This window comes from Nocardioides cavernae, assembly GCF_013410035.1.
GTDB lineage: Bacteria > Actinomycetota > Actinomycetes > Propionibacteriales > Nocardioidaceae > Nocardioides > Nocardioides cavernae_A.
This window is the reverse complement of record NZ_JACCBW010000001.1, coordinates 1,097,286-1,107,863: the sequence shown is the minus strand read 5'-3', so window position 1 is coordinate 1,107,863 and position 10,578 is coordinate 1,097,286. Positions and strand designations below refer to the sequence as shown.

Here is a 10,578-nt window from a genome sequence, read left to right as displayed (position 1 = left end):
GCGTACGGATCCCGTGGAGCGTCAGTCGAGGTCGCGGCCGGTGATGTCGCGGTCCGGGCCGCCGTCGTGCGGGCCGATCTCGGCGCCGGCGGCGTTGGTCCGCCGGTGGCGCCACCACTCGACGACGATCGGGACGACCGAGAACGCGACGATGACGATGACGAGCTTGTCGATGCTCTCGCCGAGGGCGGGGAAGGCGGCGCCGAGGAAGTAGCCCAGCAGCACGATCGAGAGCACCCACAGCACCGCGCCGACCGCGCTCCACATGAAGAAGCGGTGCCGCTCCATCCGGGTCACGCCGGCCACCACGGTGACGTACGTCCGCACGAAGGGCACGAAGCGCCCGATCACGAGGGCCTTGTTGCCGTGCCGGTCGAAGAAGGCGGTCGTCTGGTCGAAGTACTTCCGCTTGATGATGCGTCCGTCGCGCTCGTAGAGCGGCGGCCCGATCTTGCGTCCGATCTCGTAGCCGACGACGTTGCCGAGGAACGCCGCCCCCGTCAGCAGGAGGAGGGCGAGCAGCAGCTCCCCGGTGGGGGGTACGCCCGCCCACACGTCGAGGGTGAGCGTCGCGTCGGCGTTGTCGGAGTTGGCGATGAAGAGGCCGAGCGCGAAGAGCAGGCTGTCGCCGGGCAGGATCGGGAAGAACAGCCCGCACTCGACGAAGACGATGACCAGGCTGAGCCAGAACAGCTCGGCACCGAAGCGGTCGAGCAGCCAGTTGGGGTCCATCCAGTCGATGCCCAGCAGGAGGGGCGTCACCAGCCCGGCGGGGTCGAGGAGTGCGCTCACGCGCGACACCCTAGGCCGCGCGCCTAGCATTCCCCGCATGCACGAGGAGGAGGCGCGGGCTCCCTACGACCCGATGCCGCACGGTCCGCCCGAGGTCGGCGTCGGGCCGTGGGAGGGGCCGTGGCCCGAGGGGGACCACTGGGATGCCGACCTGCTCCGCGAGGGTGATAGGCGCAACGTGGTCGACCGCTACCGCTACTGGTCGATGGCCGCGATCGTCGCCGACCTCGACACCCGCCGGCACGGCTTCCACGTGGCGATCGAGAACTGGCAGCACGACTTCAACATCGGAACGATCGTCCGGACCGCCAACGCGTTCCTCGCCGCCGAGGTGCACATCGTCGGCAACCGTCGCTGGAACCGTCGCGGGGCGATGGTCACCGACCGCTACCAGCACGTACGGCACCACCCGGACGCCGCCGCGCTGGCGGCGTACCTCCACGCGCTGCCCGCCGACGCGGGCGGGCCGGTGCGGCTGCTGGGCATCGACAACCTCCCCGGCTCGCTGCACCTCGAGACGATGGACCTGCCGGAGCGGGTCTGCTTCCTCTTCGGCCAGGAGGGCCCGGGGCTCTCCGAGGGCGCACGCGAGGCGTGCGACGGGACCTTCTCCATCGCCCAGTTCGGGTCGACGCGGTCCATCAACGCCAGCTCGGCGGCCGCGATCGCGATGCACAGCTGGGTCCGGGCGCACGCCGACCTCGGCGGCGAGGACGCCTGGCGCGGGTGACGCGGTGGCAGCGCCGGGAGGCTCAGTGCCGAGTCCGGGTGTAGCAGATCAGCGTGTGGTCGCCCGCCTTCCAGGAGGCCTTGGACGGCCAGCCGAACCGGTAGGACCGCGACCTCACGGCGCCGCGGCAGCGCTGCGTGCCGAGCCGCTGCCACGCCTTCTCGCTCGGGAACCTCGCGCCCTTCACCGTGAGGGCTGCGGTGGCGCGGTGGGTGTGGCGGCTGGAGCAGACGGTGACGTGGAAGTCGCGGCCGGCCAGGCAGCGCGAGACCGCCGTGTCGTAGGGGGGCTTGCCGAGCCGGAGCCTCGCCGGGAGCTGCTGCGGCGCCGTCGGGGCGCCGAGCACGAGGTCGCAGCGCACCCACCGCGCGCCGGTCGCCTGCTGCTCGGGCGTGGGCACGAACCAGCCGACGTTGAAGGCACTCAGGCGCATCCTGGAGGTGGACGTGCCGAGCACCCTGCGCTGGGCGGGGAAGCAGGTCTCGAGCGCGAACCTCTCGAGACCACGGCTGTCGTAGGCGAGCCCGTCCGGCAGCAGGGCCACCGCGATCGTCGTCGACGTGTGCGGACCGGCGCAGTCGACGGCCGCCTCGGCGTAGGACGCCCCGGCCAGCTCGTCGGCGCTCATGTCGAAGCACTGCGCGACCGCGGGCGCCTGGAAGAGCGGGTCCGCCGCCGCTGACGACGCCGGGGCGGCCGCGCCCAACGCAGCGACGAGGCCGGCGACGAGGCCAGCGACGAGGCCGACCGCGAGGTTGGCTGCGACGGTGAGGACCGGACCCGTGGTGCGCGCGCGACGGTGTGGCATGCCCGTCAACGTAGGCCTGACGCCGGAGCGGGGCCAGCCCACCTGCGGGTGTGGTCACGCCTGGCGGGCCAGCACCTCCTCGAGCGCGGTGAGGCCGCGGCTGCTGTGGCTCTTCACCGTGCCCTCGCTGATGCCGAGCTCGGCGGCCGTCTCGCGCACCGACAGACCGAGCCAGTGGCGCAGCACGACGACCTTGCGCTGCTGCTCGGAGAGGGCCTGCAGCGCGTCGAACAGCGCGGAGCGGTCCTCGACGTCGGTCCCCGGGGCGGCGGGCCGCTCGGGCAGCTCCGCGCTCGGGCGCTCGCGGCGCCAGGGTCGGCGCGACTCGTCGATGTTGGCGCGCACCATGATCTGGCGGACGTACGCCTCCTCGCCGCCCTCGTGCCGGATCCGCGGCCAGGCGACGTAGAGCTTGGTGAGGGCGGTCTGCAGCAGGTCGTCGGCGCGGTGCCAGTCGCCGCACAGGGCGTACGCCACCCGGCGCAGGTGGGTCTGGCGGGCGGCGACGAACTCCGAGAACGCGGCGTCGTGCCTCATCGCATGCCGCCCACGTCGGCGCGGTCCGCCATGAAGGCGACGAAGTCGTCCAGGGTGCTCGCGCCACCGGCCTTGTCGGCCGCCACCGTCGTCACCGAGTCGTCGATGACGAGCACGAACCAGCGCCGGTCCTTCCACTCGATGCTCGCCACCGCCGACCGGGTGCCCGCCGCGGCGGTCCCGTAGGCACGGAGGTCGGGGTCGGCCTGCTGGTCGAGCACCTCGACGCCCGCGAGCGCGCCGACCACGGTGATGCCGTCGAGCCGCACCGGGGTGGGCGCCTCGTCCCCCTCGACCGTCGCGACCTGGTCGGCGAGCCACTCCTCGAAGGTCGGCCAACCCGATCCGGCCTCCTCGGTCCAGGACGCGCCGCCCCCGCCGTCGGTGACGAGCATCCAGGTCGTCGTGCCGTTCCTGCTCAGCACGACCCCGATCGAGGCGCCGTCGCCGACGGGGTCCTGCACCGTCCGGACGACCTCGACGCCCCTGCGCCCGGTCAGCTTCCGGCCGTCCCACTGCACCAGCCCGCCGAGCCAGTCGCCGGCCCCGTTCTCCGGGGGCTCCGGGCGGTAGATCATGCCTCCGCCGCGGATCTTCTCGGCGACGAAGGCGTCGAAGCTCGCGAAGAGTCCTTCGTCGGACCGGACCGCGTTGGACGCCGCACCGTCGCCGCCCCACTCGACGGCGACCCACCAGCGCTCACCGCCGTAGCTCACGTCGAGGGCCGCCGAGTCCGTGCCCTTGCCCGGGTAGAGGTCGTCGCGCCGGTCGTGGACGACCGCCCCCTCGCGCACCTCCACGCCGCCGCCGAAGAAGCGGGCGGGGGGCTCGTCCGCGGGCCAGCCGTCCGCGGCGTCCTCCGTGGTGACGCTGGGGTCGGTCGCGACCGGCGGTGCCTGCGACCGGGTCGGGCCGCTCCCGGGCGCGGCCCCCCAGGCCACGCCCGCGACGACCGCGGCCGCAGCGAGCGCACCGCCGAGCGCGACGCGGCGCCGGCGGCGTACGGCTCGCTGCCCCGCGGCGACGTAGTGCCCGACGGGCCGGTCGTCGCCGCTGCCGAACGCGCTGTCGATCTCGTGCTGCCAGTCGATCTGGGTGGTCATGGTGGCGTCCTTCCCCCGGTGAGCCTGCCACCTGGTGACACGGAGTGCGGGGCGGTTCGGTTGTCACCTGCTGAGACGACGCCGCACGAAGATCCTGACTCACCGGTAGCCACTAGGGTTGGCTGCGCCTGTCTGACTGCTTCCGAGGAGATTCCCCGATGCCCATCGCCACCCCCGAGGTGTACGCACAGATGCTGGACGCCGCGAAGGAGAAGTCCTTCGCCTACCCGGCCATCAACGTGTCGTCCTCCCAGACCCTCAACGCGGCGCTGAAGGGGTTCGCCGACGCCGGTTCCGACGGCATCATCCAGGTGTCCACCGGCGGCGCCGAGTACCTCTCCGGCCCGTCGGTGAAGGACATGGTCACCGGCTCCGTCGCGTTCGCCGCCTACGCCGCCGAGGTCGCCAAGAACTACCCCGTCAACATCGCGCTGCACACCGACCACTGCCCCAAGGACAAGCTCGACGGCTTCGTCCGCCCGCTGCTGGACATCTCGGCCGAGCGCGTCGCCCGCGGTGAGCTGCCGCTGTTCCAGTCGCACATGTGGGACGGCTCGGCCGTGCCGATGGGCGAGAACCTCGAGATCGCCGAGGAGCTGCTCGCCAAGTGCGCCGCGGCCCACATCATCCTCGAGATCGAGGTCGGTGTCGTCGGTGGCGAGGAGGACGGTGTCGCCAACGAGATCAACGACCAGCTCTACACGACCCCCGAGGACGCCATCGCGACGGTGAAGGCCCTCGGCGCCGGCGAGCGCGGTCGCTACATGACCGCCCTGACCTTCGGCAACGTGCACGGCGTCTACAAGCCGGGCAACGTCAAACTGCGTCCCGAGATCCTCAAGTCCGCCCAGGAGGCCGCCGCCGCCGAGCTCGGCCTCGGTGCCGACGCCCGCCCCTTCGACCTCGTCTTCCACGGCGGCTCCGGCTCCACGGCGCAGGAGATCAGCGACGCGGTCGACTTCGGCGTCGTGAAGATGAACGTCGACACCGACACCCAGTACGCCTTCACCCGCCCGGTCGCGGCCCACATGTTCGCGAACTACGACGGCGTGCTGAAGGTCGACGGCGAGGTCGGCAACAAGAAGCAGTACGACCCGCGCGCCTGGGGCAAGGCCGCCGAGTCCGGCATGGCCGAGCGCATCGTCGAGGCCTGCCAGAACCTGCGCTCCGCGGGCACCTCGCTCGCCGGCTGAGGCCCGTCAGCGTCGAGCGGCCTCGCCGAGGTGGCGGGGCCGCTCGAAGAACAGCGACGCGACCAGCCCGAGCACCAGCACGGCCGGGAGCAGCAGCAGGGACTGCGCCATCGCGTCCGTGAAGGGGCCGGCGACCTGGTCCGGGAGCGAGCCGCCCCCTGCCCCCGCCTCGGAGGGCGAGAACTGCAGCCCGTTGGCCGCGAGCCGCGCGTCGATGAGCACCGCGATCGCCGCGGACCCCAGGACGGCGCCGACCTGCCGGGTCGCGTTGTAGACGCCGGACCCCGCCCCGGCGCGCTGCGGGGGCAGGTTGCGGTTGGCGGTGGTGGCCAGCGGCCCCCACAGGAACGAGCTGCCCAGGCCCACCAGCCCGAAGGCCAGCACCAGCAGCCACAGCGGGGTGTCGGGTGCCAGGACCAGGCTGAGCAGGACGAACGAGACGGCCAGGACGGCGAAGCCCGCCAGCGTCAGCACGCGCGGGTGCGCCCGGTCGGTGAGCCGCCCGGCGACCGGCGCCGCGAGGATCGAGACGATCGCCATCGGGGCGAGCAGCAGCCCGGCCTCGGTGGGGGAGTAGCCCCGCACCAGCTGAGCCCACAGCATCAGCGGGAATCCCATCGCGGTGAAGGCGAACGACACGGTCGTGATGGCGAGGTTGGAGACCGAGAAGTTGCGGTCGGCGAACAGGCCGAGCGGCACCAGGGGCTCGCTGCGGTTGCGCGCCTGCCACCACACGAACGCCGCGAGCACGAGGAGCCCGGCGACGATCATCCGCCAGACGGTGATCGGGCCCGTGATGGTCGACCAGTCGTACTGCTCGCCCTCCTGGATCCCGAAGACGAGCAGGAACATCCCGGCGCCGCTGAGCGCGACGCCGAGCCAGTCGAAGCGGTGGTCGTTGGTCTCCAGCCGCGGCACGAGTCGCCACGCGAGCACGAATGCGACCACGCCGACCGGGATGTTGACGAAGAAGATCCACTCCCAGCCCAGCGAGTCGACAAGCACGCCGCCCGCGATCGGGCCGACGAGCGTGGCAGCCCCGGCCACCGCGCCCCACAGCGCCATCGCCGACCCGCGCCGCTCGGCCGGGAAGATCCGGGTGATCACGGCCATCGTCTGCGGCGTCATCATCGAGGCGCCGATGCCCTGCGCGACGCGGGCCGCGATGAGGCCCTCGATCGTGGTGGTCAGGCCGCACGCGAGCGAGGCGAGGGTGAAGACCACGAGGCCGACGAGGTAGAGGTTCTTCGGGCCGTAGCGGTCCCCGAGCCGGCCGGTGATGAGCACCGGCACGGCGTAGGCCAGGAGGTAGGCGCTGGTCACCCAGACCACCTCGTTGACCCCCGCCTGGAGGTCCTCGATGATCGCCGGCGTCGCGACGCTCACGATCGTGGTGTCGACGAGGATCATGAAGAAGCCGACGCACAGCGCCCACAGCGCGGGCCACGGCTCGGCGCGCACGGGAGCCTCGGTCTGGGTGGCGGTCACCTGCCCAGTAGACACCCGGGGACCGACAGCGGTGCTGCCGGTCCCCGGGTGGTGCGTACCGTGCCTGCCGTGCGTGTGGCTCGGCCTACCGCGCGGGTGCGTTGCCCGCGATGTCGTCCGGGTCGCCGTACGGCTCGTCGTGCGCGCCGTGCTCGGCGATGTCCTTCTGGACGCGGGGGTCGTCGGCGTCGGCGAAGTAGTCGAACGGGATCGTCTCGTCGTTGCCGTTGGAGACCTTCGTCGCGCGCATCACCGCGGTCACCACGACGGCGATCGCGACGTTGAGCACGAACGCGGTGATGGCGATGTAGCCCATCTCGCCGATGCCCGGGATGATCGCCGACGAGCCACCGAAGTGCTTGCCCGTCACCGGGTTGACCACGTTGTAGGCCTGGACCGTGCCGTACGCCATGCCGACCGCCCAGCCGGCGAGCAGGCCGTACCGGTGGAACCACCGCGTGAAGAGGCTGAACACGATCGCCGGGAACGTCTGGAGGATCCAGATGCCGCCGAGGAGCTGGAAGTTGATCGCGTTCTGCTTGTCGAGCGTCAGCACGAAGACCAGTGCGAACGCCTTCACGAGCAGGGACATCAGCTTGGAGACCTTCGCCTCCTGCGCCGGGGTCGCGTCCTTCTTGATCCACTCCTTGTAGATGTTGCGGCTGAAGGTGTTGGCCGCGGCGATCGACATGATCGCGGCCGGCACCAGCGCACCGATCGCGATCGCGGCGAACGCGACGCCGGCGAACCACGACGGGAACATGTCCTCGAACAGCTGCGGGATCACCAGCTGCGCGTTGGGCTCGCCGTCCAGGCCGATCGGCTGCGTGCCCGCGGCGATGGCGACCCAGCCGAGCAGGGCGAGCAGCCCGAGCACGAACGAGTACGCCGGCAGGATCGAGGCGTTGCGCCGGATGGTGTTGCGCGAGTTCGACGACAGCGACGCGGTGATGGAGTGGGGGTACATGAACAGCGCCATCGCCGAGCCGAGCGCCAGGGTGGCGTACGCCCAGAACGCGCCCGAGCCCGGGACGAACGACGAGGACGGGTTGAGCCCGGCCTCGACGGCGGCCGCGTTGTTGGCGTCCATCTTGTCCTGCGCCGCGCCGAAGATCGCCTCCCAGCCACCGACCTTCCCGGGCAGGTAGATGACCGCCACGATGATGACGAGGTAGATGAGGATGTCCTTGACGAACGCGATCACCGCCGGCGCCCGCAGGCCGCTGGAGTAGGTGTAGGCCGCCAGCACGGCGAAGGCGATGAAGAGCGGCGCGTCCTTGGCGACGATGTTGTCGCCGCCGCCGAGCCCGGCGACCTCGAGGACCGCCTGGATGCCCACCAGCTGGAGCGCGATGTAGGGCATGGTGGCCACGAATCCGGTGATCGCGACGGCCAGCGACAGCCCGCGGTGGTCGTACCGTCCGCGGACGAAGTCGGCCGGCGTGACGTAGCCGTGGCGGTGGCTCACCGACCACAGCCGCGCCATGAAGATGAAGATGATCGGGTAGAGGATGATCGTGTAGGGGACGGCGAAGAAGCCCGCGACCGCACCCGTCGCGAACATCGCGGCCGGCACGGCGACGAACGTGTACGCCGTGTAGAGGTCGCCGCCGAGCAGGAACCACGTGATCCAGGTGCCGAACGTGCGCCCGCCCAGGCCCCACTCCTCCAGGGACTCCATCGACTCGGCGCGCTTGAAGCGGGTCGCCATGAAGCCGGCGACCGTGACGAGGAGGAACAGCACGATGAGGACCGCGAGCGCGACGCCGTTGACGCCGCCGGTGTCCGCCGCCAGGACGGTGAGCTGCGGCGTCATCGGTCCTCACCCACCTTGTGGGTGGTCTTGCCGCGCGCCGACAGCGTGAGCCGGAAGGCTGCGTACGTCATCCCTGAGCAGAGGAAGACCCAGAGGAACTGGTACCAGAAGAAGAAGGGGAAGCCGAACAGCCTCGGCTCGATCTTCGCGTAGTGCGGCACCCAGAGCAGCACCACGATCGGTACGGCGAGCAGGACGCCGGCGAGGGCCATCTTGCGCTTGTCGGTCGGGGGGACGTCCGGTGCGGGACGCGACTGTGGAGGTGTGTTCCCGGAATTCACCCGCGAGACACTACTCCCGCGGTGACGGTCGTCACCCACCCCTGGGAGGGGCGCGGCGAGCGGTCCTCCTGGCGCGACGAACGGTCGCCCTCGACCCCCTCAGAGGAGCTCGTCGGCCGCCGTCGCGCTGGAGTCGCGAAGGAACGTCGAGCAGCGCTCCCACTCGTCGGTCTCGCCGATCGCGCGGGCCATGAGCGCCAGCAGCGCGAGCGCCCGCAGGAAGCCGCGGTTGGGCTCGTGCTCCCACGGCACCGGCCCATGGCCCTTCCACCCGTTGCGTCGCAACATGTCGAGCGAGCGGTGGTAGCCCACGCGCGCGTAGGCGTACACCGTGACGTCGTCCGCCCCCGCGTCCTGCGCCTGCTGCGCCAGCGCGGCCCACGCGGCCGGCGACGCCGGGTGACGGCGTACGACCGCCGCGGGCGCCTCTCCGCCCGCGAGCTCGGCGTCGGCGGGATCGGCGGGCAGGTGGGTGGGCGGGGGACCGGCCATCAGGTCGCCGCCGAAGCTCGAGGTCATGGGGGTCAGCCTAGATGTCGTGGTTGCGCGCTCGCGGTGGTGGGCGCCGCCGCTCCGCGCGGGCGGCCACATCCCCTCATGAGCGACCATATGGACGCTCATGATGGGGCATGCCGTGCGACCAGCGGCCACATCGCATCATGAGCGCCGCTCGATCGCGCGCATGGTCAGGCGGCCGGCGCCAGGTCGGGGATCCAGAGTCGCTTCGCAGGACGTCGCGGGTGCCGGTCTGCGAGCTCGCGCAGGTGCGGGGGCAGCGCCCGTCCGTGTCGGGACGCGGTGATGGCGAACTCCTTGCGCAGACGTGCTGCTGCGCGCTCGCGACCCGCCCCGAAGCAGTCGGCCCACACGATCCGCGAGACTCCGAGTCCCTCGGCGGCGATGGCGGTCTCCCGCGCCTGCTGCTTCCACAGCACCCGTTCGGCCGGCTCGGCGGCGACCCCGCCGTCGGAGATGGGGACGAGCTTGACCAGGCCGTGGCACTCGAACATGTGGCATCCCACGCGGAAGTCGCACCAGACGACTCGACCGTCCGCCAGGCGCACGGCGAACTGGGTCTCGATGTCGCCGAGGCCGAGCGAAGCCACCAGTTCTCGTCCCAGGGTCTCGAGCACCGACTCGGCCCCGGCGTCGGAGTCCCGGACCGCCGCACGTGCGCGAGCGATGTGGGGGTGCCGCTCCATGCGGGACAGCTCCGTCTCGAGGTCGGCGAGAGGTACGCCCATGTGCCGGACGCTGTCCACCGCGACCAGGCCGTGCCGGTAGCCGTGCCACCGTCCGATGTCGAGCGCCGTTCGGGCGTACGACGTGGCGACGAGGCCGTCGACCTGCTCGATGCACAGCGGCAGGAGGTCGTGGTGACGCACGAGGTCGCCGTTGGTCCTGCTGCCGTTCGGTCCGTGGCGGGTGAGGTGGCTGGCCGGTGACGGCGGTTCGAGCGTGTCGATCCCGAGGACGCGAGCGGCCGAGTCGTGGGACAGGATCACCTCGCTCTCCGCCGCGAGCGCGGCTGCCCTGTCCTTCAGCAGCCAGCGCTCCTGGGTTGCCAGGTCGTCGACGTCGATGCGCTGGCAGTAGATGCCGTGCCGCACCACGACCCAGACGCCTCCCAGTCGGGTGAGCGCCTTGATCTCGCGTTCGGTGTAGCCGGCGCCCAGGGCCTGCTGGCGCGAGAAGAGTCCACCTTGCGCCTGGGCCACGTGTACGAGTGCTTGTCGCATGGGACGACCCTGCGCGCGGCGGCCGTACGCCGCAGCCTGAGGCCGCGCTGGCTGTGGACGCCGGCTTGCGGGCCGGGCCTGTGGACGCTGG

General features: G+C 71.7%; 11 protein-coding genes. 2 read left to right on the top strand and 9 right to left on the bottom strand.

All coding sequences use genetic code 11. The annotated features are described in order from the left end of the window. Positions 1–21 precede the first annotated feature (21 nt). On the bottom strand, positions 22–792 hold the full coding sequence (locus F4692_RS05495; protein ID WP_308645166.1) for a DedA family protein: 771 nt from the start codon (positions 790–792) through the stop codon (positions 22–24). Between the two features lie 37 nt (positions 793–829). Between F4692_RS05495 and F4692_RS05490 the strand changes: the two genes are divergently transcribed. Further along, positions 830–1,522: a TrmH family RNA methyltransferase gene (locus F4692_RS05490; RefSeq protein WP_257029506.1), complete on the top strand. Its 693-nt coding sequence runs from the start codon at positions 830–832 to the stop codon at positions 1,520–1,522. 22 nt (positions 1,523–1,544) lie between these two features. Here F4692_RS05490 and F4692_RS05485 read toward each other — a convergent pair whose 3' ends face one another. The 3 genes from F4692_RS05485 to F4692_RS05475 are packed head-to-tail and all read right to left on the bottom strand — an operon-like array spanning position 1,545 to position 3,970. After that, a complete protein-coding gene (locus F4692_RS05485; protein WP_179618581.1) occupies positions 1,545–2,330 on the bottom strand; it encodes a septum formation family protein in 786 nt (261 codons plus the stop codon). A gap of 54 nt (positions 2,331–2,384) precedes the next feature. Continuing rightward, positions 2,385–2,867, bottom strand: coding sequence for a SigE family RNA polymerase sigma factor (locus F4692_RS05480; protein ID WP_179618580.1), 483 nt, complete (start codon positions 2,865–2,867; stop codon positions 2,385–2,387). Further along, positions 2,864–3,970 carry a hypothetical protein gene (locus F4692_RS05475; RefSeq protein ID WP_179618579.1) on the bottom strand — a complete coding sequence of 369 codons (1,107 nt, stop codon included), beginning with the start codon at positions 3,968–3,970 and terminating at the stop codon, positions 2,864–2,866. Before F4692_RS05475 ends, F4692_RS05480 begins: the two co-directional genes overlap by 4 nt. A gap of 158 nt (positions 3,971–4,128) precedes the next feature. Between F4692_RS05475 and fbaA the strand changes: the two genes are divergently transcribed. Continuing rightward, complete coding sequence (gene fbaA, locus F4692_RS05470) at positions 4,129–5,163, top strand: class II fructose-bisphosphate aldolase (protein ID WP_179618578.1); 1,035 nt, start codon at positions 4,129–4,131, stop codon at positions 5,161–5,163. 6 nt (positions 5,164–5,169) lie between these two features. Here the strand turns inward: fbaA and F4692_RS05465 are convergent, their stop codons facing one another. The 5 genes from F4692_RS05465 to F4692_RS05445 form a co-directional block, all read right to left on the bottom strand. Beyond that, the gene (locus F4692_RS05465) at positions 5,170–6,651 is read right to left on the bottom strand and encodes a DHA2 family efflux MFS transporter permease subunit (RefSeq protein ID WP_179618577.1); all 1,482 of its coding nucleotides are present in this window, start codon (positions 6,649–6,651) and stop codon (positions 5,170–5,172) included. Between the two features lie 85 nt (positions 6,652–6,736). Then, on the bottom strand, positions 6,737–8,467 hold the full coding sequence (gene mctP, locus F4692_RS05460) for a monocarboxylate uptake permease MctP (protein WP_179618576.1): 1,731 nt from the start codon (positions 8,465–8,467) through the stop codon (positions 6,737–6,739). Then, the gene (locus tag F4692_RS05455) at positions 8,464–8,748 is read right to left on the bottom strand and encodes a DUF3311 domain-containing protein (RefSeq protein ID WP_308645165.1); all 285 of its coding nucleotides are present in this window, start codon (positions 8,746–8,748) and stop codon (positions 8,464–8,466) included. The genes mctP and F4692_RS05455 overlap by 4 nt, the downstream gene beginning before the upstream one ends. Positions 8,749–8,847: 99 nt before the next feature. Continuing rightward, positions 8,848–9,267: a DUF3151 domain-containing protein gene (locus F4692_RS05450; protein ID WP_179618575.1), complete on the bottom strand. Its 420-nt coding sequence runs from the start codon at positions 9,265–9,267 to the stop codon at positions 8,848–8,850. Positions 9,268–9,434: 167 nt separating this feature from the next. After that, entirely contained in the window at positions 9,435–10,487 is a 1,053-nt protein-coding gene (locus F4692_RS05445; RefSeq protein WP_179618574.1) for a type IV toxin-antitoxin system AbiEi family antitoxin domain-containing protein, read from the bottom strand. Between the last annotated feature and the right edge of the window lie 91 nt (positions 10,488–10,578).

Excerpts from the sequence above, each read along its gene's own strand:
- fbaA (WP_179618578.1), top strand. The coding sequence starts at position 4,129 with ATGCCCATCGCCACCCCCGAGGTGTACGCACAGATGCTGGACGCCGCG.
- F4692_RS05480 (WP_179618580.1), bottom strand. The coding sequence starts at position 2,867 with ATGAGGCACGACGCCGCGTTCTCGGAGTTCGTCGCCGCCCGCCAGACC.
- F4692_RS05485 (WP_179618581.1), bottom strand. The coding sequence starts at position 2,330 with ATGCCACACCGTCGCGCGCGCACCACGGGTCCGGTCCTCACCGTCGCA.
- F4692_RS05450 (WP_179618575.1), bottom strand. The coding sequence starts at position 9,267 with ATGACCTCGAGCTTCGGCGGCGACCTGATGGCCGGTCCCCCGCCCACC.
- F4692_RS05445 (WP_179618574.1), bottom strand. The coding sequence starts at position 10,487 with ATGCGACAAGCACTCGTACACGTGGCCCAGGCGCAAGGTGGACTCTTC.
- mctP (WP_179618576.1), bottom strand. The coding sequence starts at position 8,467 with ATGACGCCGCAGCTCACCGTCCTGGCGGCGGACACCGGCGGCGTCAAC.
- F4692_RS05490 (WP_257029506.1), top strand. The coding sequence starts at position 830 with ATGCACGAGGAGGAGGCGCGGGCTCCCTACGACCCGATGCCGCACGGT.
- F4692_RS05475 (WP_179618579.1), bottom strand. The coding sequence starts at position 3,970 with ATGACCACCCAGATCGACTGGCAGCACGAGATCGACAGCGCGTTCGGC.